Source organism: Rhizobium sp. SVR5-2C (genome assembly GCF_056755115.1).
On the sequence record NZ_JBNDHT010000014.1, the window covers coordinates 12780 to 38617 of the forward strand.

The window sequence follows — 25838 nt, forward strand, 5'->3', positions numbered from 1 at the left end:
ATGGCGCGGCAAGCATTCTGGAAAGGCTATCTCAAGCTCTCGCTCGTCACCGCGTCGGTCTCGCTGACGCCGGCTACCACGGAGAGCAACAAGGTTCGCTTCCATGTTCTGAACCGCCAGACCAGGAACCGGGTCGAGAGCCGGTATGTGGACAGCGTCACCCATCGCGCAGTCTCCGACAAGGAGCAGGCCAAGGGCTATCCGAAGGGAGAGGATGATTATGTCATCCTCGAAGACAAGGAACTCGACGAGGTCGGGCTTGAAAGCACCCGCACGATCGATATCGACACCTTTGTGCCAAGCGGCTCGATCGACTGGATCTGGTACGACAAGCCGCATTTCCTGGCGCCGGAAGACAAGGTCGGCACGGAAGCCTTCTGTGTCATTCGCGAGGCGATGAAGGCCAACAATGTCGTCGGCATCGCGAGGCTGGTTCTCTACCGTCGCGAGCGAGCCGTGCTGCTTGAGCCTCAGGGCAAGGGTATCATTCTGTGGACGCTGCACTACGGCAATGAAGTCCGGGAGCCGGCTTGGAATGTCGACCTCGACACCAAGGTCGACAGCAAAGTGCTCGCCATGATGAAAAAGCTTGTGAAGGAAGAAACCAAGGAATGGAGCCCTTCCTTGGTCCAGGATCCGATCCAGAAGCAGCTCCAGATGATGATCCGCAACAAGCTGAAGGATATGAAGAAGGTTGCACCGGCGAAGAAGCAGCCCGCCATCAAGTCCACCGGCAATGTCATCAACATCATGGATGCCTTGCAGAAGAGTTTGGCCGCGGAAAACGAAAAACCAAGGTCGCCTAAATCGCACTGAGCGCGGCGGCCGTTTCCAACCCCAAACCGTCGTAAACGGAACGGCGCGCCCTTCATTCTGCACTAATCTGTTCGAGGCAGCTCGCATCGGGAGGATGCCGTGCGCGGCTGGCAACATTTTCAATGGAGGAGATGAAAATGAGCAAGAACCGAGGCGTCGTTTATTTGGGGCCTGGCAAGGTCGATGTCCGCGACATCGACGATCCGAAAATGGAGGCACCGGATGGCCGCCGCATCGAACACGGCGTCATCCTGAAGGTAGTTTCAACGAACATCTGCGGCTCCGACCAGCATATGGTCCGCGGACGCACGACTGCCATGCCGGGCCTTGTTCTCGGCCACGAAATCACCGGCGAAATCATCGAGAAGGGCGTCGACGTCGAGATGCTTGATGTCGGCGATATTGTTTCCGTGCCGTTCAACGTCGCCTGCGGCCGCTGCCGCTGCTGCAAATCGCAGGACACCGGGGTCTGCCTGACGGTCAACCCGTCGCGCGCCGGCGGCGCCTACGGTTATGTGGACATGGGCGGCTGGGTCGGCGGACAGGCGCGCTACGTCATGATCCCTTACGCCGATTTCAATCTGCTGAAACTTCCCGATCGTGACCAGGCGATGGCGAAGATCCGCGATCTCACGATGCTCTCCGATATCCTCCCGACGGGCTTCCATGGCGCGGTGCGCGCCGGCGTCGGCGTCGGCTCGACGGTCTATGTCGCAGGCGCCGGTCCGGTCGGCTTGGCCGCTGCCGCTTCAGCCCGCATCCTCGGTGCTGCTGTCGTGATGATCGGCGATTTCAACAAGGATCGCCTGGCGCATGCCGCCAAGGTGGGCTTCGAGCCCATCGACCTTTCGAAGAGCGACCGCCTCGGCGACATGATCGCCCAGGTCGTCGGCACCAATGAGGTCGACAGCGCGATTGATGCCGTCGGCTTCGAGGCCCGCGGTCATTCCGGCGGCGAGCAGCCGGCGATCGTTCTCAACCAGATGATGGAGATAACCCGCGCCGCCGGCTCGATCGGCATTCCGGGCCTTTACGTCACCGAAGACCCCGGCGCTGTCGACAATGCCGCCAAGCACGGCAACCTGTCGCTCCGTTTCGGCCTCGGCTGGGCAAAGGCGCAGTCCTTCCACACCGGCCAGACGCCTGTCCTGAAGTACAATCGCCAGCTCATGCAGGCAATCCTCCACGACCGCCTGCCGATCGCCGACATCGTCAACGCCAAGGTGATCTCGCTCGAGGATGCCCCGCAGGGTTACGAGAGCTTCGACCACGGAGCCGCCATGAAGTTCGTGCTCGACCCGCATGGCGATGTGGCGAAGGCTGCTTGATGATCGGAGGGGGCGGATCTGATCCGCCCCTCTCTCAGAAAATCACTCAATCGCCAGTTGACCCCCTGCACGTTTGCCGGTAGCTCTAGGGCATGACAATCGCGATGTTTCTCGCAGTGGTGATAGGGCGCATGGGCACGATGGCATAGCTATCTGGCGAAAGCACCCATGCGCGGTAAGCAGGCTCCTGACGGGGCCTTTTTTATTGCCCGGATTTCAGGCCGGCCCCGTTGGAACTTTCACCCTCCTGGCAAACGAGAAACGAAACGATGACCGGCGAAACCGAATCCGAACCGTCGGCTGCACGCGCAAACGAGGCAGCCACACCACCCCGACTGGGCACCCTTATACTGCTCACGGCGCTATCCGTTCTACCCGTGAATATGATTCTGCCGTCCCTGCCCGAGATTGCCTCGGCCTTTGAGGCCGACGCTGCTTTGGTCAACCTGACGGTGGCGGCCTATGCGGCCCTCACCGCGCTGGCGGAAATCGTCGGCGGTACCCTTTCCGACCGGTATGGCCGTAGGCCGGTCGTCTTGGCGGCGTTATCCGCCTTCGTCCTGGCATCGCTCGGCTGCGCCATGGCGAACGACATATACGTCTTTCTGCTTTTTCGGACGCTGCAAGCCTCGATCGCGACATGTTTCTCGATCGCACTGGTCATCATCAAGGAAACGTCCGGCGGGCACAAAGCCGCTAGCAAATTCGGATATCTCGCCATGGGCTGGGCTATTGCGCCGATGATCGGGCCCACGATTGGCGGATCGGTGGAGGAGTTATTCGGATGGCGGGCGAACTTCGTTCTCCTTGCGGTTTTCGGCATCGCGGCACTGGCATTGGCCATCAGCGAGATAAAGGAGAGCACCACCGATCCATCGAGGCGAAGGCCCGCGTATTTCTCCTCGTACCGGCAGCTCCTGAGTTCGCAGCGTTTCTGGCTCTATGCCCTGTGCATGGCGTGCTCGATGGGGACGCTTTATGTCTTTCTGGGCGGCGCGCCACTGGTCGCGGGAGAGGCGCTCGGCGGATCGAGTGCCAGGCTTGGCCTCTGCATGGGCATGGTGCCCGCCGGCTTCATACTGGGCAGCTATCTGGCCGGACGATATGCCTCCCGAATGCGAATCGGTAGCGTTCTCGTCGCCGGGCGCTTCCTGACCTGCGTGGGCCTGTTGGCCGGCGGGGCTCTGTCGGCCGTCGGCGTTACGCCGGTTGTTGCCTTCTTTGGAGCCTGCATATTCATCGGTATAGGCAACGGGCTCATAATGCCCGCCGCCAATGCCGGTGTGCTCTCGGTGCGTCCCGATCTGGCAGGCACCGCGGCAGGGTTGGTAGCGGCGATGAGCGTCGGAGGTGGTGCAGTCATCGCCGCGATTGCCGGTCCGGTTCTTGACGGTTCGGCGAGCTTCAATGTCTTGCTCGGCGTATTGCTGGTCCCCGCGTCACTCGCGCTCGCAGCAGCAATTTGTGCGGCAACGCTCGACAGGCGCGTACCAGCCGCCATCTGACGCTGGCTCAGCGGTGCTGCCTCTCATGACCGTTTCCTCTTCTCCAGCGGCTTTGCCGCATCGAAGAAACCGGCCCACGGATCCTTCGGCACGGCGTCGACACGCGCGGGCGTGTTGGCCACGGTGAAATAGGCCGGGCCTATTTCACCGGTGAGCTCGCTCCAATCCAGCGGCATGGAGACCGGCGCTCCGGGGCGGGCGCGCGTCGAATAGGCGGCAACCGCCGTGCTGCCGCGGCCATTGCGCAGGTAGTCGATGAAGATCTTGCCGTTGCGCTCGGCTTTCGTCGCCTTGGCGATGTAGCGGTCGGGATCTTCCGCCGCCATCGAGTCCGCCAGCCGTTTGGCAAGCGCCTTTACCTCCGCCCAGCCGGCCTTCGGCTTTAGCGGCGTCACCACATGCAGCCCCTTGCCGCCTGTGGTCTTGACGAAGGCGGCAAGCCCTTCGGCTTCGAGACGCGCCTTGATCTCCTGAGCCGCTGCGATGACATTCTCCCAGGGGACCTCCTCGCCTGGATCGAGGTCCATCGTCATCGTGTCCGGCTTCTCCCAGTTGTCGGTCGTCGCACCCCAGGGATGGATCTCCAGGACGGCCGATTGCACCAGCGCCGCCATTCCATCGAAATCGGTGATGCGCAGAAGCTTCTCGCCGCTTCTATCCTTCGGGTCTGTGATCTGTTCGATATTCTGGTTCATGCCCTTCCAGGCATGCTTCTGGAAGAAACGCTGGTGCCCCTCGATGCCGTCCGGCAGGCGCACGAGCGCCAGGGGACGATTGACGACGAACGGCGCGATCGAACGCCAGACCTGCGCGTAATAATCGACGAGCCCCTCTTTGGTGACACCGACGTCCGGCCAGTAGATGCGGTCCGGATGCGTGAGAGTAACGGACGATTTCGGCAGGTCTTTTGCGGCGGTTTTTTCCCCGGTGGTCTTTTCCATCTCGCGCCCTACCTCTTTCGCATGCTTGTCCTCGCGCAACCCGCGGAAAGCGGCGTGGCGCAGGTTACCATCGGCGGACCATGCACGGAACTCCACTTCGGCGACAAGCTCCGGCTTCACATAGACGAGACCGCGCCGCTCCTCTGTTGTCAGCGTATCGTCGAAGGAATTCTCCTCCTGCTCGATCTTCGAGAGCCGCTCATAAAGCTCGTGCGCCATCGCCGCCGTATAACCGGTGCCAACCCGCCCGATGTGCTTCAGTTTGCCATTGTCGTAATAACCCATCGCCAGCGAGCCGATGGCATTCTTCATCGAGGTCGAGGGCACATGGCCGCCGATGACGAATTCCTGCCGTTGCGAGCACTTTGACTTGATCCATTCGCCGCCGCGGCCGGAAGTATAGGTGCTGTCGCGCTGCTTTGAGACGACGCCCTCAAGGCTCAGCCTGCAGGCGTGCTCCAGAACCAGACCGCCTCTCTCATTGAAATGCTGGCTGTAACGCAGTTTGTCGCTTCCGCCAGGCAGCATCTTTTCGAGCAGACGCTTGCGCTCGACAACAGCCACGCCACGCAGATCGTAGCCGTCGAGATACAGCAGATCGAAGGCATAGAAGACGAAGCGGTCGTAACGCCCTTCGCTCAGATCGCTCTGAAGTGCGGAAAAATCCGAGGCGCCGTTATCGCGCTCGACCAGGAGCTCGCCATCGACGATCGCTGATTGGATGGGCAATCCCTTGAACGCCTCGACGATGTCCGTGCCGAACTTCTTCGTCCAATCGAGCCCGGTGCGAGTGAGCATCTTCACGTCGCCGTCTTCGACCCGGATCTGCAGCCGGTAGCCATCGAACTTGATTTCGTGGATCCAGTCGTCGCCGGCGGGCGGCTTTGGCTTCAGCTTGGCAAGCGTCGGTTCCACAAAATCCGGCATGGCCGCCTTCTTGGCACTTTTTGGCCAATCGTGTGCCTGGGGCTCGGCCTTTTTCGGAGCGGCTTTCACCGGCACGGCCCTTCCGCCCTTTGGCTTGGAATTCCAGGTATCCGACGGATTCTTTGCGACCTCTTCAAGCCGCCGCCCGGTCTTTGCCGATTCCGGCCGCTGCTTCAGAATGTCCTTGCGGTCATGGCGTGCCTCGGCGTCCTCCGCCTTGATCAGCAGCCAGTTTTCGCGCTTTTCACCGGGCCGCCCGTGCATCCGCACCAGATGCCAGCGGCCCTTCAGCTTTTCACCATCGAGTTCGAATTCGAGATGGCCCTTTTGATAGCCCTTCTTCGGGTCGCCGACCGGGGTCCAGGTGCCGCGGTCCCAGACGATGACCGTCCCGCCGCCATACTGGCCTCTGGGAATGGTTCCTTCGAAATCTCCGTAGGAAAGCGGATGATCCTCGACATGAACCGCAAGCCGTTTCTCTTCCGGGTTGAGGCTCGGTCCTTTGGTCACCGCCCAGCTCTTCAGGACGCCATCCATCTCCAGGCGGAAATCGTAGTGCAGCCGTGTGGCGTCGTGCTTCTGTATGACGAAGCTGTTTCCCTTGCTCCGGCCTTTGGCACCTCTGGGCTCTGGCGTGAGCTTGAAGTTGCGCTTCGCTTGGTAAGCTTCTAGCGCCATGCTCAGCTCGCCTTCTTGCGGCGGCTAGCGGAAGGAGCAGGCGGCGCCTTCTTCCTTGCCGGCTCTTTCGTTCCGCTCATCTTGGCGCTCTGGCGCAGTGCCTCCATGAGATCGACGACCTTACCTTCCGGCTTGGGTTTCTTCTTCGGCAGCTCCCTGCCCTCGATCTTGGCCTTCACCAATTCGGTCAGCGCCGCCTCGTAGCGGTCCTCGTATTCGCTCGGATTGAACTTGCCCTTCTTCGTGTCGATGATGTGACCGGCAAGCTCGAGCATTTCCTTGTCGAACTTGATGTCGGGAATGTCCTTGAAGACGGACGAGCCGGCGCGAACCTCATAGTCGAAGTGCAGCATCGTCGCGACGATGCAATCTTCCCGGGCGCGGAGCAGCAATTTACGGTTACGCCGAAAGAGCACGGCTTCGGCAAGCGCCGCGACGTTGTTCTCCTGCATGCTTCTGGCTATCAGCCGAAGCGCCTCTTCGTCATGCTCGTCGACCGGAGCGAGATAGTAAGGCTTGTCAAAAAAGAGCTTGTCGATTTCGTCGAGGGGGATGAAGCCCTCGACATCCATCACCTTGTCGCTTTCCGGCATGATGCCGGCAATCTCGTCGCCCTCGATGACGATATACTCGCCGTTTTCCGTGCGGTATCCCTTCACCTGATCGTCGCGCTCCACGGGCTTGCCCGTTTCGCTGTCGACGAACTGGCGCTCGACACGATGGCCGGTCTTGCGGTTGACGATGTTGAATGAGAGCCGGTCTGAAGCAGAGACCGCAGAATAGATGCCGACCGCGCAGCTAAGATCGGCGATCTTCAGGTGACCTTTCCAGCTTGCTCGCGCCGCCATGCTCGTCTCCTCAGGTCAAAGCCGACTGCCGCTCTTGTCTGTCGCAAGGGGCACGAACTTCCAGCCGCCACCCGGCGCCGGGAAAGCCAAGGTCGCGTCGCCACCGCCAATCTTCTGGCGGGATGCGGCACGCTTGGCGTGATCGATCGCCTCTTCCACCGTAGCATATGTTTCCGAAAGCGTGTCGCCAAGCTTGTAAGCCCAGCCTTCGTCATGCGGCACGATCTGATAGGTGATGTCGACCATAATCCACTCCTCTCTCAGTCGTCGTCGCGCGAAGCGCGCTTGCGGCGCTCGTCGAGTGCGATGATCTTTTCGACGGAGGCGAGATCGTCGCTGGTAACGGGTCTCACGGGATCGGAAGCGATCGCTTCGAGAACCTCTTCGGAGAGCCCACCGTTGCGGATGACCCATTCCAGGGTTTCGCGCGTTTCGCGCTCCGCCTTCACCTGCGCATAAAGCGCCACGATCAGCCGATCGCGCGGATCGAGCTTTTTGGCCTTTTGACCAACTTTCCGGACATACGACATTGGAGAGCGCCCTTTGAAGATTCTCCCTGATCCAAGCCCTTTAACTGATAACGGCCCGAAAAGTTCCAATATTTCAGCGCCAAAGCGCGGTCAGTCCGCCGCTGGCCCCGGTCACGGGATCGGTTTCAGGCGCCGGCAGTTCGCGTATCCGCTTCAACTGCTCCGGCGTCGGCGCTTCGCGGCAGAGATCGTAGTCGGCTCCCGGAGGATAAGCGCCGACCACCAGAAAATCGCTGCTGGCCGATATCCGGCAATGTCCCATTCCTGCAGGCAGGATCGCAGCATCGCCAGCGTGGACCTCGACCTCGATACCCGATGGTCCGCCAAGCATCAACTTTGCGCTCCCGGTAGCAAAGCCCAGCGCCTCATGTGTTTTCGAATGGTAATGATGAAACGGATAGACGCCATTCCGCCACATATTGCCCCAGCCGTTTCGTCCGAACAGCGCTTCGAAAGCGGCTGCCCCGTCACCATTCCTCAGCACGCCTCGATAGAGCAGCAGCGAAAATGTGGGATTGTTCGGGACGAATCCGCTCGGCTCAAGCAGGATCGCTTCTGGCTCCATCTACTAGCCTCCTCTTCAGCTGGAACGATAACAGCTTCTGTCCCTGCCAAGTTCCGCCTGTTCCAAAAATGTCGGAACCAACAGCGCCACGAGCGGTTCTGCTTTCTGATCCCCAATTCAACAGACGAGGGAAAGGACATCCGCAATGCCTTCCATCGATTCCGCAAAGATCCTCATTCTGGCCACTGACGGCTACGAGCGTTCCGAGCTGCGCGTCCCGTATGAGGAACCGAAAAAGCGCGGTGCAGCGGTCAAGATCGCCTCCATCAAGGAGGGGAGCATCAGGAGTTGGGACAAGAAAGACTGGGGCGACAGCGTCGACGTCGACCTGCAGGCGAAGGACGTGAATATCGAAGATTTCGATGCCATCGTCTTGCCCGGCGGCCAGATCAATCCGGACAAGCTCAGGATCAATGACGATGCCATGCTCGTCGTCATTGAATTCGTAAGGTCCGGTAAGGTGGTCGCCGCCATATGCCACGCGCCGTGGCTGCTGATCGAAGCTGATGCGTTGCGCGGCCGGGAGGCAACCTCCTACTGGTCGATCAAGACCGATGTGAAGAATGCCGGCGCGACGTGGAAGGATGAAAAAGTCGTAACGAGCGATGGCATCATCACCTCGCGCTCGCCTGACGACTTGGAAGCATTCGTCAATAAAATCATCGAAGAGATCGAGGAAGGCCGCCACGAGAAGCGCGCCGCTTGATGGACCCTCCTGTCAGCTCAAGAGCCCGCGCACCCTCGCGGGCTTTTTTTATGAAGCCTTCCGCTCCGCCGCCTCCCAAAGTCCGGCCTCCCGCAGAAGAAAGTCACGCAACCGGTTTTCCTCGGCCCGCAATCCCCGCAGAGGTTCGCTCACCGGCGGCATCTCGCTTTCGGGCAAAGGACGGTTCTTGTCGGCGAGCGCAATGATCGACGGATGAATATAGCTCGAGCGCGAGATGGCTGGCGTGTTGTGCAACACTTCGGCCGAGGCCTCCGCCATTTCCTTCACGATCGGGCGCTCGCCCATCTCTATCGCCGCCCGTGCCGCGCCGAAGGCGGCTAGGGAACCTGCCCAGGTGCGGAAAGTCTTCGCAGTGATTTGTATGCCGGAGATTTCCGCCAAATAAGCGTTGAGGCGCCCGGATTCGACCGGCTTCAGCGCTCCCGTCTCATCCTTCCAGACGAAGAGCTGGCGGCCGGGCAGGTCGGCAATCTCTTCCAGTATTTTTTGCAGCCGCGGATGCTTGAGGCTGCGCTGCACTCGCTTTCCGCCCTTGGCGCGAAACTTGAGCTCGATCCGCCCGTCCGTCATCTTGATGTGCCGTTTCAGAAGCGTCGTTGCGCCATAGGTGCCGTTTTCCTTGACATAAGCCTGGTTGCCGACCCGAAGATGCGCTTCGTCGAGCAGCGTCGTCAGAGCCGCAAGAATGCCGCGGACATCGTCTGCGCCGGTATCAAGATCACGCAAGACCTGTCGCCGTATCTTGGGCAGCGCCTGGCCGAATTCGACGAGTTGATCGAATTTCGCAACGCTGCGGAAGGATTGCCAGTTCTTGTGATACCGATATTGCTTGCGACCGCGGGCGTCGAAGCCGGTCGCCTGCAGGTGTCCGTTTTCCTGAAGGCAGATCCAGACGTTCTCGTAGGCGGGAGGCAACCCGAGGGAGGCGATGCGGCGCCTCTGATCCTGTTCGCAGACCAGCGATCCATCCGGCAAGCGGTAGCAAAAGCCCTTGCCTTTTCTCTGTCTGCGAATACCCGGCTCGGTATCGCTTACATATATAAGGCCCAATTCGCTTATCGCTTCCGCATTCATCGCTTCGGTCGAACTCGTTACTTTTTCCTGCGGCCGAAGTTAAACCAGTGCCAGCGTTCGGCCTGGGTTGCATTCTTCGGCGGTTCCGTCGCCCCCTTAGGCGCAAAGGCGGCGATGCTTTCCCGGTAAACGATCAGCGGATTTTTCGGCTCGAGTACCTCGAACGGGTCATCGGCTCCGGTGTCCACCACACGCTGCCACTTCTTGATGCCGTTCACGCTCGGCAGCTTTACCTCGCAATCGCCGCCCGCATTGAAGATCATGAAAAGGCCGTCCATCTTTTCCGTGTCCGGCGCATCGACGCTGCGGGATATGTAGACTGTCAGCACGCGCAGTTCGGGGTCGTTCCAGGCGCCGTCGTCCATGAAATTGCCGTCCGGTTTGTACCAGGCAATTTCGATGCGCCCGTCTTCTGCGGTCTTTCCTGTCAGGAACCGCTCCTGCCGAAGCTCCGGATGCGCCTTGCGGAAGGCGACCATCCTTTGACAGAAGGTGAGGAAAGGATCGTCAAGACCGCCCCAGTCGATCCAGCCGATCTCATTATCCTGGCAATAGGCATTGTTGTTACCACCTTGGCTGTTGCCGATCTCATCGCCCGCAAGGATCATCGGCAAGCCCTGGCTGAGCATCAGCGTTGCCATCATATTGCGGCGCCGTCTCAGCCGCGCATCGTTGATGCCGGCTTCATCGGTCGCACCCTCGACTCCCATATTGTCCGAGTGATTGTCGGAATGGCCGTCAGCATTGTCCTCGCCGTTGGCCTCGTTATGCTTATCGTTGTAGGAGACCGTATCGAGCAGCGTAAAGCCGTCATGAGCCGATAGCAGGTTGACCGAGGACGTTACGCCGCGGTCCGAATGGTTGAACTGCATCGCAGAACCGGCGACGCGCTCCGCCAACTCCGAAGCCATTCCGCCGTCACCCTTCCAGAAGCGGCGGACATCATCGCGGAATTTGTCGTTCCATTCGCGGAAGGGATGCGGAAATCCGCCCACCTGATAGCCGCCTTCGCCGACATCCCAGGGTTCGGCGATCAGCTTGACGCCTGCAAGGATCGGGTCCTGCCGGATGGCGCTGAAGAAAATGCCCTGCCGGTCGAACTCCAGTTCCTGACGGCCGAGCGTGCTGGCGAGATCAAAGCGGAAGCCGTCGATATGCATGACGCCAACCCAATAGCGCAGACTGTCCAGCACCATGCGCATGACCATGGGATTGGCGACGTTCAGCGTATTGCCGGTGCCCGTCGTGTCGAAGGTGTGACGGGGATCGTCCGGCGAGAGAATGTAATAGCTGGCATTGTCAAGACCGCGGAACGAGAGCGTGGGGCCCTTTTCGCTGCCTTCGGCCGTGTGGTTGTACACCACATCCATGATGACCTCGATGCCGACCGCATGGAACTTGCGCACCATGGTCTTGATCTCGGTAATCTTGTCGGTCGACATGTAGCGCGACTGCGGCGCGAAAAAGCCAAGCGTCTGATAGCCCCAGTAGTTTGTCAGGCCCTTTTCTTCCAAATAGCGGTCATTCGGGAAAAACTGGATGGGAAGCAGTTCCACCGCCGATACGCCGAGTTTCGTCAGATGATCGATGATCGGATCGCTGCACATGCCGAGGAACGTCCCGCGCAGCCGGTCCGGTACCTTGGGGTGCGTCATGGTCATGCCACGCACATGCGCTTCATAGATGATCGTTTCCGTCCAGGGCCGGCGGATCGCCTGGTCGCCATCCCAATCGAAATCCGGATCCTGCACGACGCCCTTGATGGTGAAGGGCGCGCTATCGCGCTCGTCAAAGGAAAGATCGTCTTCGCCAATTACATAGCCGAAGAGCGCATCGTCCCATTTGAGATCGCCAACAACCTGCTTGGCATAGGGGTCGAGCAAAAGCTTGTTCGGGTTGAAGCGGTGGCCGTTCTGAGGATCATAGGGACCGCTGGCACGATAGCCGTAGACGGTGCCGGGCTTTATGCCGGCTATATAACCCGACCAGATGTCGCCCTCCCGCTTCGGCAGTGGCAGGCGATCCCGTTCCTTCTTGCCGTCCTCGGAAAAGAGGCAGAGGTCCATCTGCTCGGCATGGGCGGAGTAGACGGCGAAATGCGTGCCCGACCCGGTATATTCGGCGCCCAGTTCAGGCTTCAGGAAATCGAGTTCAGAGAAGGAATAGCTCATGTCGATTCCGTCCATCCCTTTTCCCGGTCAATTGATGAGGTCGGGCATAGCGCGAACGCGCATACCAGGCAGGGCGAGTGCGATGAGCTTGGGCTCTAACATAAAGCATCCGTTTCAGACGTTCGAAGGACAACCGGCTTTTGCCCCAAGCCTGAAACGTCAAAGGAACCCGAAGGTTCCTTTGTGCAGTGCAAAATTCCTGTAGTCGGCCGCCCGATCAGGGCATCAGCTGGCCGCCATTCACCTCGATGATCTGGCCCGTGACGTAGCCCGATAGCGTGGGCGACGCGAGGAACAGATAGGCGCCGACGCAATCTTCGGGGGTGCCGACAAAGCCCATCGGGATGGTCTTACGCTGCATCTCCATCTGTTCGTCATTGGTATAGCGCTCGTGGAATGGCGTTGCGATGACGCCGGGAGCCACGGCATTGACGCGGATGCGGTCCGCCACGAACTCCTTCGCATGGCCGTGCGTAATCGTCGAGACGAACCCCTTAGAGGCCGCATAGAGGATCGCGCCGTTGCCGCCGCCGTTTCGAGCGGCGATCGATGTCGTATTGATAATGAAGCCGCCCTGCTTCTTCAGCCAGGGATGGGCGGCGCGCGTTGCGGCGAGAACCGAGCGGGCATTCAGGTTCATCACCCGGTCATAATGCTCGTCGGTATATTCCGAAGTGGGTTTGCGACCGAGCATCCCGCCAGCATTGTTGATGAGGCCGTCCAGATGGCCGAAGGTCTTTGCCGTTTCCTCGACGACACGCTCCGTCTCGCCTTCCCTGGAAACGTCGCCCTGGATCAGATGCACGGTGGCGCCGGTTGCCCTGATCTCAACGGCAAGCTTTTCGGCGGGCTCCCGGCTCGCATTGTAGTGGATACCGACTTTCATGCCCTGCGCTGCAAAGGCGCGCGCAAGGGCCGCGCCGATGCCGGTCGACGCGCCGGTGATCAGCACCGCCTTGCCGTTCAGATCAGGTATCTTGATGGACGCCAGTGATTGAGCAAGATCCGTCATGGCAGCTAGAGCCTCCCGAAAAAGCAAATGAAATGGATAGTGAAGTTGATAGGCGAGAGCCTAGCAGGCGCGATCGCAGGTCGGCAATCCACAAAACCGGAGGAACGGTATTGTTGTGTGCACTGTCAGACTTTTTCGAGAGCGATTGGGTGCGCCAATGCATATCGTCGATCTACATTTTCACGGGGCTAAATCGGAAGCAATACGCTATGGTGCGAATGGGCCATTGGCTACAAGACAGGAAACCGGCGTGAAGATGCTTATGCTCGCAATTGTCATCGGAATGATCGGCGGGGTTCTCAGTCTCGCGTTTTTCGCCACGCCCGGATCCAAGCAAATCGCCAAGGGTCAGCCGCTCCAAACATCGCTATCGCAAGTCATGGGACCGCGCTAGTCTCCTACGCGCGGCACCTCTAAAGAACGGACATCATTTCCGCCTTCTGCGGACATCTCCGTGCACTTGTCTGCCTCAATGATGCCGCGATGTGCTATCCGAACATTTGGCAGAGTCGCAACCCTAGCATTCAATATGCGCGCAACAGGGCGGAAGGGACGTTTTATTTCCTGACATCGATCCGCCGCCAGACGGTCAATTTTCCCTTGCTTTCTAGCTGCTTGCGGACTGCCGGCGGCCGCTATGCCAGGGTCAAACAATCACAACGTGTGCCATATAAGCCAAAAGTACTAGTTCTCGGGTTGTTAAGGATGCTGCAGTGCAGTATGTCTTGGGCGGGCTGAACGTTGATGGTGGAAACATGCAGAAAACATTCGGACACGTCCTGGCGGCGCATAGAGGTCTCGGTCCAGGTTTCGATTTCCTCAGAATTGCTTTGGCTTTTTCAATCGTATTTTCACACTCGTTTTTGCTGACCGGCAACGATGATTTTTTCCGCTCGAGCCCGCTCTGGTTTGCTGAATACGCGCTGGTGCCGATGTTCTTCGCGCTCAGTGGATTTCTGATCGCCGGCAGCGCTCAGCGCCTGAGCCTGAAAAACTTTCTTCTGAACCGCGGATTGCGCATCGTCCCGGCTCTTGCCGTGGATATTGTCGTCTGCGCGTTCATTATCGGCCCGCTGGTAACAACCGTTGCCTTGCACGACTACTTTCTTGGCGCCGATTTCTACAAATACTTCCTCAACATCATGGGCTGGATTCACTACAGCCTGCCAGGCGTGTTCGAAACCAATCCGACCCATCGGGTCAACGGTGCGCTCTGGACGGTTCCCTGGGAAATCTTCTGTTACATGATCATGTCGGCGTTGATGATCACATCGATCATCAAGTCATGGCAGAAGCTGGCATTGCTGACTGTCGGCTTCATTGTTGCCGGCCTCGTCGTCCAGTTCTTCGGGCATCTGCTGCCCTATCGCGTGAACCTGGTTCTCAGCACGCTGTTCGTCAGCCGGGGCGCGCAGCTGGTTTTCGCCTTCCTGCTAGGCATACTGGCCTATCAGCTTCGAGATTTCGTCCCGCACAGCAGATCGTTGTTTGCCGCCAGCCTGGTGATTGCCGTTCTGGCGATGCTGCTGTTGAGCAGCTCTTCCATCGAGAGCGTTCCGAACAGACTGCTGGTGATCCCGGCGCTCGTCTATGTCACCACATTTATCGGCCTGACGCGCATGCCTCTGCCTTCAGTGTTTCACAAGGGGGACTACTCCTATGGCGTCTATCTCTATCACGATCCCTTCCTGCAGATTTTGATCATCCTGGCACCTGGCCTGTTCCTGATCCCCAAAACGGGAGCGATTGCGCTCTATGCCGTCGGCATCTGCGCCGCCATGGGCGTTGCCGTCATTTCCTGGCATATGATCGAGAAGCCCATCCTGGGCATGAGAAAGAAATTCTCGTTTGTTGCGAAGGCACGCGGCGTCGACGACAATCCGGACGTCAAGATTGGGGCAGTCGAGAGGCCGGCAAAGGCATAGACGGGTAAGGAGCGCCCGCCTTGTGTGGGCGCTCACCCGTTCGTTGCGTCGAAGGCCACATCGTAGGTGACCGTGCCGGAGGGCATGTCGCCATCGAAGCTCAGAGCCTGGAAATACCGCGGCGGAACGCCCGCAAATCGCAGGCGCCCGTCCGCACTGAAGCCGAAGCGACCGTAGTAGCCGGGTTCGCCAACCAGCACGCATCCTTGAGCGCCGAGCTTGCGGATGGCGGCAAGCCCCTCGCGCACCAGCGTGCTGCCAACCCCCTGACCCTGTCTTGCCGGCCTTACTGCAATCGGACCGAGACCATACCAGCCGAAATCCTCGCCATCGATCATCACCGGTGAGAATGCGATGTGGCCGATGATCACGCTCTCCTCTTCGGCGACCAGCGACACGGAGAGCATGCCGTTCCGGCGTAGCGCATCCACGATTGCCGCCTCGGTCTGGCTGCTGTAGGCCATGCCGGCAAAAGCATCGCTCACCAGCGCCCGGATTGCCGGGATATCGGCTTCGGTTTCGTTGCGGATGTGCATGATCGTTTTCCTCGCTCGGGGCCGGAAATAGCAGATTGAAGCGGCTGGCGTCAAAGCCGTGACTTGCATTGATCCGGCAACTCCATTTCAATCGGGTTCAGCAAAGAGGAGCTCCGCTTGTCCTTTCCCCTGTTCGATCTCACCGGCCGCCGCGCGCTCGTGACCGGCTCAAGCCAAGGCATCGGCTATGCGCTGGCGCTCGGCCTTGCCGAACACGGCGCATCCGTTGTCATCAATGGCCGGAATGCCAACAAGGCCTCGGAAGCGGCGGAAACGATCAGAACAAAAGGCTTCCATGCCCTCAGTGCGGCTTTCGATGTTACCGATGCTGCAGCCGCTCGCAGCGGCATTGCCTATATCGAAAGCGAGATCGGCCCGATCGACATCCTCATCAACAATGCCGGCATGCAGTTCCGTGCGCCACTGGAATCCTTTCCGGTTGAAAAGTGGGACGAGCTTTTCAAGACCAATGTCTCGAGCATCTTCTACGTCAGCCAACCGGTGGCGCAGGCGATGATTGCGCGCGGCGCCGGCAAGATCATCAATATAGCCTCCGTGCAGGCGGAGCTCGCCCGGCCCGGCATCGCGCCCTATACGGCGACCAAAGGCGCTGTCAAAAACCTGACGCGCGGCATGGCGACGGATTGGGCAAAGCATGGGTTGCAGGTGAATGCGCTCGCGCCCGGCTATTTCAAGACGCCGCTCAATCAGGCTCTGGTGGACGATGCAAAATTCACATCCTGGCTGGAGAACCGGACGCCCGCAGGTCGCTGGGGCAATGTCGAAGAGCTGGTGGGTGCCGCCGTCTTCCTGTCATCGGACGCCTCGTCCTTCGTCAACGGCCATATGCTGATGGTCGATGGCGGCATCACGGCCAGCCTTTGATCCGCAAGCATCGACCGACGGCCATCTCCGCCGGCGCGCAAGGGACATTAAAACGCGAGGATTTGCATTTTCTGGCCGGAATTGCCACTTAATAGGAATGAAATGTCCGCCACCCTGCAAGACTGCGATACTTCCGTTTACGGAAAGCAAACCATATCCGATTGCGGACCATGCAGGTGCGAGAGCCTTAGGAAAATCTAATCGTTCTCCTCTTAGTCTTGGAAAATACACGGAACAGAGCTCCCCCAATTACGCGCTTCGCATCCGGGTCAAACTATGATTACGATAGAGCCTTGCGGGAGCCCGATTTTGAAGAACCATGAGTAACGATCTTTTCCAGGTAAAATTTTGGGGCGTACGCGGCAGCATCCCGGTTTCGGGTCCCGAATTCGATCACTACGGCGGCAATACCTCCTGCATCGAGATACGCTGCGGCGACCACCGGATGATCTTCGACGCTGGCTCCGGCCTTCGCGAGGCGGGACTCGCCATGATCAATGAAGGCGTCATGGACGTCGACCTGTTCTTTACGCATTGCCACTACGACCACATCATCGGGCTGCCGTTCTTCAAGGCGATCTACTATCCTTCGATCAATGTCGATATCTGGTCCGGCCATCTCGACGGCAAGATGAGCACCAAGGAAATGGTCAATCAGTTCATCAGCCCGCCGTGGTTCCCCGTCAAGACGGATATCTGCCAGGCAACGATGAACTTCCGCGACTTTCACGCGGGTGACGCGCTTTCCCCGCGCGACGGCATCCGGATCAAGACGTACATGCTCAACCACCCCGGTGGCGCCATCGGCTATCGCATCGAGTGGGGCGGCCGCGTCGTGGCATTGGTGTTCGATGTCGAGCACGTTCCGGGCGCTTACGACCCGGTGTGCCTGGAATTGATGAAAGACGCCGATTTCGCGATCTACGATTGCACCTACAACGAAGACGAGATGCAGCGTTTCAAGGGCTTCGGCCACTCGACCTGGCAGCATGGCACTGAACTCGCCAAAATGGCCGGGACGAAGCGTTTTGCTCTCTTCCATCACGCGCCGTCGCGCACTGACGCACAGCTCGGCCAGATGGAAAAGGACGCTCAGGCGGCATTTCCCGGGGCATTCGCTGCTCGCGACAATCAGGTCGTTGAAGTCTAAGACAGGTCCTAAGCCTTCATGAGTTCTGCTGCCGGATGCCACGCGACAGCACTGTGGCGGCTAGTCTCGGCAAGCAGCGCTTCGGTGAATTCCCAGGCCATCGTGTCATGCGCCAGATGATGCGTCAGCAATCCAATCGGCTCGGGGCGTCCTTCGAACCGGTCCTGCAGTTCCGCCACCAGTTCGCTCACAAGTTCCTCATGTGGCCGCCCGATGCGCGGTTTGGTTCGGTCCGCTCCACGTCCCATGACGTCGATATGCGTGTTGAGGACCGGGATTGACGTTTTTCCATCCACACGCCCGAAAGCGGACATGCACTCGAAACCGAGTGCCGGAAGCTTGGGGATGAAGCCTCGATCAATGCGGTTCCACGGCGGCACCAGCATGGGAATGAACCGATCCGGATGCAGGCGCTGCAGTGTCAAGAACCCGTTATAGAGCTCACCCAGCGCCACTTCCGCCAATCGGTGTCCGCCAAGCTCCTGTTTTTTCTCGCCCGGCGGAGCATGGTTCTCATGCGACCATCCATGCACAGCGACGCTGACGCCGCCCGCAGCCGACAGCCGCTCGGCAAGTGCCCCACCGGTCTTTGCCGGAACGACTGCAATCGTCAACGGTGTATCATTGGCGCTGGAAAGGGCGAGCAATCTCTCCAGAGCTGCCGTTGGCTCGATGGCATCGTCATCCCGCCACCAGAACCGAGCCACTTTACCGGCTTCCTGCCAGCGCGCCAGCTCCTCGTGGAGAGGTTGCCATACCGAATTGCCGCTCATGGTCCGACTCCTGCATACACGTTCAATATCCTGCCCAGTTCCCGGGCGGCAATCTCCAGCGATCGTTCCTCCAGCACGAAACGCCGTGCTGCCGCGCCCATCGCCAGCCGCCGCTCTTGATCCTGCAACAACCCGGCAATCGCTGCTGCAAAGCGTTCGGTATCTCCCTCAGCGGTCAAGAGGCCGGTAACGCCGTCTTCGATCACCGCCGGGACTCCTCCGGTCCGCTGCGCCACGACCGGCAGGCCGGCGGCCTGCGCTTCCAGATAGGCAAGACCGTAGGCTTCGCCACAGCCGGGCCACACATAAACGCCCGATGTCCCGAGGAGGCCTGGGACGTCGGCCGGGCTCCGCTCTCCCAGCCAGTCGATGCGGCCGGGTGCGAAATCCGAAAACAGCATCTCGACCTGCGCCCGCATCGGCCCGTCGCCGATAATGGCAAGCGTCCAAGGCTTGTCTTCGATCAGCCGCAACGAGCGGGCAAGCATTGCATAGCTGTCCATCTTGTCGCCGGGCCGCATCATAGCGACTGTCACGAGACGTTGGGAATCCGGCTGCAGCAGGACATTTCCGAAAGGCGCCGTGTCGATGAAGGGCTTGATCGAAGTAAACCGAGCTTCAGGGACAGCCTGCTCGACGCCGGCCCTGTCCCGTTCGGTCAGCGCGATGTTGACTGCTGCCTGCCGTATTGCCGCAACGACCGATGCCTGCGACGCCGCCCAGCCGGTGGCATTGCGTTTCGGGGAATAGGACGTTTCGGCCGTGACATAGGAGATGCCGAATTCCGCAGCCAGAATGGGACCGAAGGGATCCGGCGATTTATAGTAGGGATGATAACAGAACCAGAGATGCGGCCTTGGCTCTTGACGCCATTTGTCTTTCAATCGCGAAAGCTCCGCCTGCCGCTCGCCCTCAAGGGCCATAGCTGCCTCGGGCGTCGGCGCGAAGTTTCGGAAGTCGGATACGATCTCGACAGAATGACCGGAGAGTTCCAGCGCTCTTAAAAGCAGCCGTCCCATAAGGCGGTCGCCCGAGGGGATGGGATGATTGGGAGATTTCAGCGGCGCGTAAAATGCAATCCGCATCAGCGCGCTCCTTCCTGAACGCACTGTATCTGACCGGCCATCCAGCCTATTGCGAAAATTTCCCCTATTGTAGGCTCCTTAAAAGTTACTGATAAACATATAGAATGTGATCATGGATGGTGAAGGCGGCATTCCGCTTTTATCCAAACATCTCTAGAGTATGACGCCGAAAACTGTGAAGCCGTTTTCAGCTGATCGTGCTCCGGCGTTTCGATTGAGAGCGGATCTGGTTTAGGTCGAGTCGATCTAGGATCATCCGGGTTCGGCATCCAAGATTCGAACGTTCAGAACGGGAATGAATGGCGAGCATCGCAGACACAAGGTTTTTTTCGGAGCGCGACATCCGGCGCGCCCGGCTGGGCTCAGGCCTCGTCCTGTTCACTTTCGTGGCCCTCCATCTGTCGAACCACGCGCTCGGCCTCGTTTCCATTGACGCAGCCGATGATGGCCGTCGGCTGTTTCTCGCGATCTGGCGCAATCCGCTGGGCACGCTGATCTTCTACGGCGCCGTTTTCGTTCACATCTCACTCGTGCTTCGCTCGCTTTACATGCGCCGGAGCCTGGTCATGCCAGTCGGGGAGATGGCCCAGATCGTGCTCGGCCTCGCGATCCCGCTGCTCCTGATCGATCATGTCGTCGGAACGCGGATTGTTCACGAACTCTATAGATACATCGACAACTATGAGACGATCGTACGCCTCCTCTGGATCACCTCGTTTGGAACCGGCATCCGGCAGGCGGTTACCCTGGTTGTCGTCTGGGCCCACGGCTGTATCGGTCTGCGTTTCTGGCTGCGTTACCGGGCGTGGTACCCAGGGTTTGCGCCGCTGCTTTTGGCGTTCGCCATTCTCCTGCCGGTACTTGCGCTGCTTGGTTTCATCGAGATGGGCCGCACCATCGCCGAGCCGGACTACGAAGGACTGGTCGATACCGGCCGCTACCAGGAAAACCTGAACAGCCGCTACCAAACCGATCCGGAAGCGCTGCAGCAGATCGCCTTGATCCGGGCCGGGCTCTACGGCAGCTTTTCGCTGGCATTGCTTTCCGTCGTCGCAGCACGTGCGCGCCGCAAGTGGAAAGAGCGCACCGATCAGATCGCCGTGCATTATCCGGGAGGCGAGATAATCAAGGTGCCGCGCGGCTTCACCGTTCTGGAGGCAAGCCGCCTCGGCGGGCTGCCGCACTATTCCGCCTGCGGAGGCAAAGGGCAGTGCTCCACCTGCCGGGTACAGATTCTCGGCAATTACCAACGCCTGCCGCCGCCTGGCGAGTTGGAGCAGAGAACGCTCAAGCGCATCAACGCGGCGCCAGATGTGCGACTGGCCTGTCAGCTTCGGCCGGACCACGACGTCACGGTCGCACCGCTGCTGATCCCAGCGACGGAAACCGCCCTTCCCGCCAATGCGCAGGAGACAAGCCCCGGCCGGGAGCGGGAAATCGCCGTGCTCTTCTGCGATATCCGTAATTTCACGACACTGACGGAAACCCGGCTACCCTTCGACATTGTTTTTCTGCTCAACCGATACTTCGCTGTTGCCGGCAAGGCGGTGGAACAGGCCGGCGGGCGGATCGACAAATTCATCGGCGACGGCGCCATGGCGCTTTTCGGCATCAACACTTCGCCGGAGAATGCCTGCCGGCAGGCGCTGTCGGCCGCGGCAACGATTTCGTCCGAAATCGAAAAGCTGGGCGCCGAGTTCGCAGAGGAGCTGACGATCCCCCTTCAGATTGCAATCGGCATCCATTTCGGCCCAGCGGTCGTCGGGACCATGGGCTATGGCAGGGTGAGAAACCTTACCGCCGTAGGCGACACGGTAAACGTCGCGAGCCGCCTGGAGGGTGCTGCAAAGGAATTCGGCGCGGCGATCGTCATTTCCGAACCGGTCGCAGAACTTTCCGGCGCTGATATGAGCGGCATCGAAAGCCGCGAGATCAGCGTCCGTGGCCGCGCACTGCCCTTGAAAGTCTACGTGATCGGCAAGGAAAAAGCGGGCGAACCGCTCGAAGGAAAAGCCTGATGTCCGGTTTTGGATGGCGCTCAAGGAAATTCTGGCAAAAGCGCCTGCGCAAGATGCGCAATGTCATGGCAAGCCGCTTCTTCAATACCCGCTTCGGCCGCCGCCTGCTGATCGAGAATATCGGCCAGCGCGTTGTTTCCATGACCGTCGATGCCGGTGACCATCTGATGACCTTCTCGCCGTCGGATTATGTCGGCCGCAAGGTCTTCCGCAAGGGTCACTTCGAGCGCGAGAACGTCGACCGGCTGCTGGCGGTGCTTCGCGAACGGGGCTTGCTGCGGAAGGAAGGCACCCTGCTCGAACTCGGCGCCAATATCGGCACGCAAACTGTTTATTTCGCGCTGAGCGACACCTATTCGCACATCATCAGCGTCGAGCCGGATCCTCGCAATTTTCCGCTGCTGGAGATGAACATCCATCAGAACCGGCTCGAGAAGAAAGTAACGCTCGTCAATTGCGCCGCCGGCGAGATTGCAGGCGAGATCGACTTCTTCCTCAACGCGAACAATCACGGAAAGAGCAGCGCCATTCGCCAGAGTCTGTCGGATACGAAGATCAGCGTACCGGTCAGGCCGGTGGCCGATATTCTCAGTGACGCCGGCCTGGACCAAAGCGATGTCGCCCTCGTCTGGATGGATATCGAAGGCTATGAGCCTGTCGCGTGCCGCTCGATGGTGCCGCTGATGACGCGGCGCGTGCCGCTTTACATGGAGTTCACGCCTCTCTTCTATGGGCCTGAACAGACGCGCGAGTTCATAGAATCGCTTTCCGGCTTCTACGAGGATTGCATCGTTTTCTTCGAAGACGGCGAACAGGACATGAAGGTTCGCGACCTGCCGCGCGATATCGATCAATATGACGTGCTCTTTTTGCCCTGATCACGTGCGCCGGTAGAGAAAGTATCGTCCTTCCTTGATCCCCGTCGGCAGCGATAGCGGTTCCAACCCGCGCCAGTCGAGTGGCAGGCCGCTGACAGCGATGCCGTCCCTTGCTAGAACGCCGGCCACCAGCTGCGGCAACCAGGTCAGGGTCACCGCATCGATCTCATCGTGACCGGTCCCAATATCGGCATGGGCAAGTGCCGCACCGATGCCGACAAACGCCTGGCCGCTTACTCGGATATCGCCTGTCACCATGTCTTCCGCTGGCGGAGTCGAGGCGGAGTAGGAGCGCACTTCGCGGTCGAAGGCGATGATGCGACGATTCGGGAATAGCTCGCGCAAATGATCGTAGGTGCGGCCGTTCCCCAGACCGAATTCCAGAACCGGACCTTCCGTATCCTTCACCAGATCGCCGATGGCGTTGAGGATGTCGCGCTGAGCCGTCAAACGGCGGATGAAGCTGTCGAGGCGGCTCATCTATGTCCTTGTCTGTCATTCTTTTTTGCAATCCGGTGCTATCACATGAAACTGCGCGAAGTCGATCACCGTAGATCAAAATGCCGTTGCTGCGGCGATGTGGGTCTGTGATAAGGTCGAATCATGAGTGGCGTTTCAGATCGAGAATTCTTCGCGACCGTCCCGGTCTTCACCGATTTCGAGGGCGTGGCCGATACCGGTAACTATCGGCCGCTGCCGGATGGCTGGATTCTGGCGCTTGCCGATATCGTCGGCTCGACACAGGCGATTGAAGGGGGCCGCTACAAGGACGTCAACATGGCGGGTGCCTCCGTCATCTCCGCCGTGCTGAATGCGGTTGGCAAAGGTGATTATCCTTTCGTCTTCGGCGGTGACGGAGCGCTCATTGCGCTTCCGGGATCACTGGAAAAGGTGGCGCGCGAGGCGCTTGCGGCTGTCCAAGTCTGGGTCGCAGAGGATCTGGGCTTTACGCTGCGCACAGCTGTCGTGCCGCTTGCGGATATTCGCCGCGAAGGTCACGATGTGCTGATCGCCCGATATGCCGCAAGCCCTTACGTCACCTACGCGATGTTCTCGGGAGGCGGCAACAGCTGGGCTGAACGGCAGATGAAGGCCGGCAATTACACCGTTGCGCCCGCAGCGCCGGGCACCCGCCCGGACCTCGCCGGCCTCTCCTGCCGCTGGAGTCCGATCGAATCGCGTCATGGAGAGATTGTTTCGATCATTGCCGTCCCCGGCACAGCCGGCCCAGGCGCGGCGTTTCAGCAACTGGTGACGGCAATCGTCGCGATCTCTGGGGAGCAGGGTCGCAACGGCCATCCGATACCGCCCGAAGGTCCGAAGCTGTCTTTCTCGATGAGAGGCATCGATCGTGAAGCAAAAGTGAAGGCGCCAAAGGGAAAACGCCTCATGATGAAGCTCTTCATCATGCTGCAGCTCGGCCTGCTGGTCGTGCTCTACAAGCTTGGCCTGCCGTTCGGCAAGTTCGACGCCCACCGCTACAAGAAGGACCTTGCCGGAAACTCGGATTTCCGCAAATTCGACGACGGGCTGAAAATGACCATCGATGTCGATGCCGCGCGGCTGAAACGGATCGAAAATCTGCTCGAAGAAGCGCAGGCCGAGGGCATTGCCCGGTATGGCTTGCACCGCCAGCAATCGGCACTCATGACCTGTTTCGTGCCGACGCCTCTCTCACGCGACCATATGCATTTCATCGATGGCGCAAGCGGCGGTTATGCGGTTGCCGCCAGCAAGATCACAGGCAAGACGCTGTCAGCGATAGATGTCACGCCTTGACGACGTGATCCCCCGACAGGCCGAGCCGGTTGAAGACGTTGCGGGTATCGACAATCAGCGGCGCGTTCCGGGCAAGCATGGCATAGTCGATCTGGTCGTGATCGGTTGCGACCAGCACCGCATCGTAATCCGCTACAGCTTCCGGTGACAGTGCCACGGATGTCCTGCCTTTCAGCGCCTGATGTTCGCGGGTAGGCGGAATTTCGCTGACGAACGGGTCGTGATATTCCGCTTTGCCGCCGCGCTCCTCGATGATCTCGATCAGCCGCAGCGAGGGGCTCTCGCGGATATCCGCGACGTTCTTTTTGTAGGCAAGGCCGAGAACCAGAATTTTGCTGCGGCTGAGCGCTTTCCCTGACCGGACATCCAGCGCTTCGGCGAGTTTGCCGACGACATAGCGCGGCATCGCGGAGTTGATCTCACCCGCAAGTTCGATAAAGCGCGTCGGCAACTCGTATTCGCGCGATTTCCACGTCAGATAGAACGGATCGATCGGAATGCAGTGGCCGCCGAGGCCGGGACCCGGATAGAAGGGCATGTAGCCGAAAGGCTTGGTCTTGGCCGCATCGATCACCTCCCAGACGTCGATGCCCATCGCCGCATAGACGGTCTTCAATTCGTTGACGAGCGCGATATTGACCGAGCGGAATATGTTTTCGGTGAGCTTCACGGCCTCGGCCGTCGCGTTGGAAGAGACAGGTACAATGGTTTTCACCACCGCACCATAGAACGCCTTCATCAGCTCCAGCGCATGTGCGCCGTCTCCGGCGACGATCTTCGGAATGGTTGCCGTATGATAGTGCTGGTTGCCCGGATCCTCGCGCTCCGGCGAAAAGCCGACAAAGAAATCAACGCCGGATTTCAGCCCCGTCGTTTCAAGAATCACCTTCACGACATCGTCGGTGGTGCCGGGATAGGTCGTCGATTCGAGTACGACAAGCTGTCCGGGGCGGAGATGGTCGGCGATCGAACGCGAGGTCGCCTCGACGTAAGAAAGATCCGGATCGCGATGCTTCGTGAGCGGCGTCGGCACGCAAATGACGATCACGTCACAGGCCTTGAGGCCCGCGAAGTCGGTCGTCGCAGAAAAGCGGCCGGCCTCCGCCTCCGCGGTCAACGCCTCCGTCGTGACCGCGTCGATATACGATCTGCGAGCGTCCAGGGCGACGATCTTGTTCGGATCGATATCGAAGCCACTGACAGCAAAGCCGCTCCTTGCAATTGCGATGGCCAGCGGCAGGCCGACATAGCCAAGTCCGATGACGCCAGCGCGGGCGGAGCGGCTTTCGAGTTTTGCGGAAAGCACAGAGAAGGAGGATGGGCTGGCCAAGGCAGATCTCGTGAAAGGAGGAAAGCTAGCCTGTGAGATAATGCAAGATCAAAGGGATTGAAACCCGCCGCCTCGTCCTGACGCCGATGTGAGTGAGGAGTGATCGGCAGGCCTGAGGGGCGCCGCATTCGGCAAGCACCGTCGCCAGTGTGACCGAAAGGACTCGCAACCCATTTGAGTGATCGCGCAGGAGGATAATTTATGTGAATGCCATTGTTTCGCGTTCGCAGCACGCCTATCTGAACAGGATAAGTGAATTGCAGAAAGGATAGCCCGTCCGCGGATTTTTGCGGGTTGGGTGTGTCTGCCGGGCTCCTCGGCAGATCGTTGACAAATAATTCCGCTCGTCCATCCTGA

The 25838-nt window shown here is 59.6% G+C and carries 24 protein-coding genes; 11 read left to right on the forward strand and 13 right to left on the reverse strand.

Going from position 1 to position 25838, the window contains the following annotated elements; translation table 11 throughout:
* The 3 genes from ku (ACPYOI_RS06265) to ACPYOI_RS06275 all read left to right on the forward strand — a co-directional run bounded on the left by ku (ACPYOI_RS06265) (window position 1) and on the right by ACPYOI_RS06275 (window position 3649).
* Complete coding sequence (ku, locus tag ACPYOI_RS06265) at window positions 1-816, forward strand: non-homologous end joining protein Ku (RefSeq protein WP_168830002.1); 816 nt, start codon at window positions 1-3, stop codon at window positions 814-816.
* A 137-nt stretch (window positions 817-953) separates the two neighbouring features.
* Window positions 954-2144, forward strand: coding sequence for a formaldehyde dehydrogenase, glutathione-independent (fdhA, locus tag ACPYOI_RS06270; RefSeq protein WP_168830001.1), 1191 nt, complete (start codon window positions 954-956; stop codon window positions 2142-2144).
* A 269-nt stretch (window positions 2145-2413) separates the two neighbouring features.
* Window positions 2414-3649 carry a multidrug effflux MFS transporter gene (locus ACPYOI_RS06275; RefSeq protein ID WP_481414424.1) on the forward strand — a complete coding sequence of 412 codons (1236 nt, stop codon included), beginning with the start codon at window positions 2414-2416 and terminating at the stop codon, window positions 3647-3649.
* A gap of 23 nt (window positions 3650-3672) precedes the next feature.
* On the opposite strand, the gene ligD is transcribed toward ACPYOI_RS06275, so the two are convergent.
* From ligD to ACPYOI_RS06300, 5 genes are all read right to left on the reverse strand, one after another.
* Entirely contained in the window at window positions 3673-6195 is a 2523-nt protein-coding gene (ligD, locus tag ACPYOI_RS06280; protein ID WP_481414425.1) for a DNA ligase D, read from the reverse strand.
* Window positions 6196-6197: 2 nt separating this feature from the next.
* The gene (ku, locus tag ACPYOI_RS06285) at window positions 6198-7043 is read right to left on the reverse strand and encodes a non-homologous end joining protein Ku (protein WP_481414426.1); all 846 of its coding nucleotides are present in this window, start codon (window positions 7041-7043) and stop codon (window positions 6198-6200) included.
* Between the two features lie 15 nt (window positions 7044-7058).
* Entirely contained in the window at window positions 7059-7289 is a 231-nt protein-coding gene (locus tag ACPYOI_RS06290; RefSeq protein ID WP_168829997.1) for a DUF2188 domain-containing protein, read from the reverse strand.
* A gap of 14 nt (window positions 7290-7303) precedes the next feature.
* Entirely contained in the window at window positions 7304-7573 is a 270-nt protein-coding gene (locus ACPYOI_RS06295) for a hypothetical protein (RefSeq protein WP_481414427.1), read from the reverse strand.
* Between the two features lie 73 nt (window positions 7574-7646).
* Entirely contained in the window at window positions 7647-8138 is a 492-nt protein-coding gene (locus ACPYOI_RS06300) for a cupin (RefSeq protein ID WP_481414428.1), read from the reverse strand.
* Between the two features lie 145 nt (window positions 8139-8283).
* Between ACPYOI_RS06300 and ACPYOI_RS06305 the strand changes: the two genes are divergently transcribed.
* The gene (locus ACPYOI_RS06305) at window positions 8284-8844 is read left to right on the forward strand and encodes a type 1 glutamine amidotransferase domain-containing protein (protein ID WP_481422675.1); all 561 of its coding nucleotides are present in this window, start codon (window positions 8284-8286) and stop codon (window positions 8842-8844) included.
* A gap of 48 nt (window positions 8845-8892) precedes the next feature.
* On the opposite strand, the gene ACPYOI_RS06310 is transcribed toward ACPYOI_RS06305, so the two are convergent.
* The 3 genes from ACPYOI_RS06310 to ACPYOI_RS06320 form a co-directional block, all read right to left on the reverse strand.
* Window positions 8893-9939 (reverse strand): DNA topoisomerase IB, encoded by a 1047-nt coding sequence (locus tag ACPYOI_RS06310; protein WP_481414429.1) that lies wholly within the window; start codon window positions 9937-9939, stop codon window positions 8893-8895.
* A 17-nt stretch (window positions 9940-9956) separates the two neighbouring features.
* Window positions 9957-12110, reverse strand: coding sequence for a glycogen debranching protein GlgX (glgX, locus tag ACPYOI_RS06315; RefSeq protein ID WP_481414622.1), 2154 nt, complete (start codon window positions 12108-12110; stop codon window positions 9957-9959).
* A 217-nt stretch (window positions 12111-12327) separates the two neighbouring features.
* Window positions 12328-13122, reverse strand: a complete 795-nt coding sequence (locus ACPYOI_RS06320; protein WP_481414430.1) for an SDR family NAD(P)-dependent oxidoreductase — start codon at window positions 13120-13122, stop codon at window positions 12328-12330.
* Window positions 13123-13279: 157 nt separating this feature from the next.
* On the opposite strand from ACPYOI_RS06320, the gene ACPYOI_RS06325 reads away from it, so the two are divergent.
* Complete coding sequence (locus ACPYOI_RS06325) at window positions 13280-13516, forward strand: hypothetical protein (protein ID WP_481422676.1); 237 nt, start codon at window positions 13280-13282, stop codon at window positions 13514-13516.
* 361 nt (window positions 13517-13877) lie between these two features.
* Window positions 13878-15047: an acyltransferase family protein gene (locus ACPYOI_RS06330; protein ID WP_481422681.1), complete on the forward strand. Its 1170-nt coding sequence runs from the start codon at window positions 13878-13880 to the stop codon at window positions 15045-15047.
* A 32-nt stretch (window positions 15048-15079) separates the two neighbouring features.
* Here the strand turns inward: ACPYOI_RS06330 and ACPYOI_RS06335 are convergent, their stop codons facing one another.
* Entirely contained in the window at window positions 15080-15583 is a 504-nt protein-coding gene (locus ACPYOI_RS06335; protein ID WP_481414431.1) for a GNAT family N-acetyltransferase, read from the reverse strand.
* Window positions 15584-15700: 117 nt separating this feature from the next.
* Here ACPYOI_RS06335 and ACPYOI_RS06340 point away from each other — a divergent pair, with 117 nt between their 5' ends.
* Together ACPYOI_RS06340 and ACPYOI_RS06345 are read left to right on the forward strand one after the other, a co-directional pair.
* Entirely contained in the window at window positions 15701-16468 is a 768-nt protein-coding gene (locus ACPYOI_RS06340) for an SDR family oxidoreductase (protein ID WP_481414432.1), read from the forward strand.
* Window positions 16469-16787: 319 nt separating this feature from the next.
* A complete protein-coding gene (locus ACPYOI_RS06345; RefSeq protein ID WP_481414433.1) occupies window positions 16788-17618 on the forward strand; it encodes an MBL fold metallo-hydrolase in 831 nt (276 codons plus the stop codon).
* A gap of 8 nt (window positions 17619-17626) precedes the next feature.
* Here the strand turns inward: ACPYOI_RS06345 and ACPYOI_RS06350 are convergent, their stop codons facing one another.
* On the reverse strand, window positions 17627-18391 hold the full coding sequence (locus ACPYOI_RS06350; RefSeq protein WP_481414434.1) for a polysaccharide deacetylase family protein: 765 nt from the start codon (window positions 18389-18391) through the stop codon (window positions 17627-17629).
* Window positions 18388-19476: a glycosyltransferase family 4 protein gene (locus ACPYOI_RS06355; RefSeq protein WP_481414435.1), complete on the reverse strand. Its 1089-nt coding sequence runs from the start codon at window positions 19474-19476 to the stop codon at window positions 18388-18390. The genes ACPYOI_RS06350 and ACPYOI_RS06355 overlap by 4 nt, the downstream gene beginning before the upstream one ends.
* A 299-nt stretch (window positions 19477-19775) precedes the next feature.
* On the opposite strand from ACPYOI_RS06355, the gene ACPYOI_RS06360 reads away from it, so the two are divergent.
* Together ACPYOI_RS06360 and ACPYOI_RS06365 are read left to right on the forward strand one after the other, a co-directional pair.
* Window positions 19776-21494, forward strand: coding sequence for an adenylate/guanylate cyclase domain-containing protein (locus ACPYOI_RS06360; RefSeq protein ID WP_481414436.1), 1719 nt, complete (start codon window positions 19776-19778; stop codon window positions 21492-21494).
* On the forward strand, window positions 21494-22372 hold the full coding sequence (locus ACPYOI_RS06365) for an FkbM family methyltransferase (RefSeq protein ID WP_481414437.1): 879 nt from the start codon (window positions 21494-21496) through the stop codon (window positions 22370-22372). The genes ACPYOI_RS06360 and ACPYOI_RS06365 overlap by 1 nt, the downstream gene beginning before the upstream one ends.
* Here ACPYOI_RS06365 and ACPYOI_RS06370 read toward each other — a convergent pair whose 3' ends face one another.
* Window positions 22373-22852, reverse strand: a complete 480-nt coding sequence (locus ACPYOI_RS06370) for a class I SAM-dependent methyltransferase (protein WP_481414438.1) — start codon at window positions 22850-22852, stop codon at window positions 22373-22375.
* A gap of 123 nt (window positions 22853-22975) precedes the next feature.
* Between ACPYOI_RS06370 and ACPYOI_RS06375 the strand changes: the two genes are divergently transcribed.
* The gene (locus ACPYOI_RS06375) at window positions 22976-24151 is read left to right on the forward strand and encodes a DUF3095 domain-containing protein (RefSeq protein WP_481414439.1); all 1176 of its coding nucleotides are present in this window, start codon (window positions 22976-22978) and stop codon (window positions 24149-24151) included.
* On the opposite strand, the gene ACPYOI_RS06380 is transcribed toward ACPYOI_RS06375, so the two are convergent.
* Window positions 24141-25481 (reverse strand): nucleotide sugar dehydrogenase, encoded by a 1341-nt coding sequence (locus tag ACPYOI_RS06380; protein WP_481414440.1) that lies wholly within the window; start codon window positions 25479-25481, stop codon window positions 24141-24143. The genes ACPYOI_RS06375 and ACPYOI_RS06380 overlap by 11 nt on opposite strands.
* Between the last annotated feature and the right edge of the window lie 357 nt (window positions 25482-25838).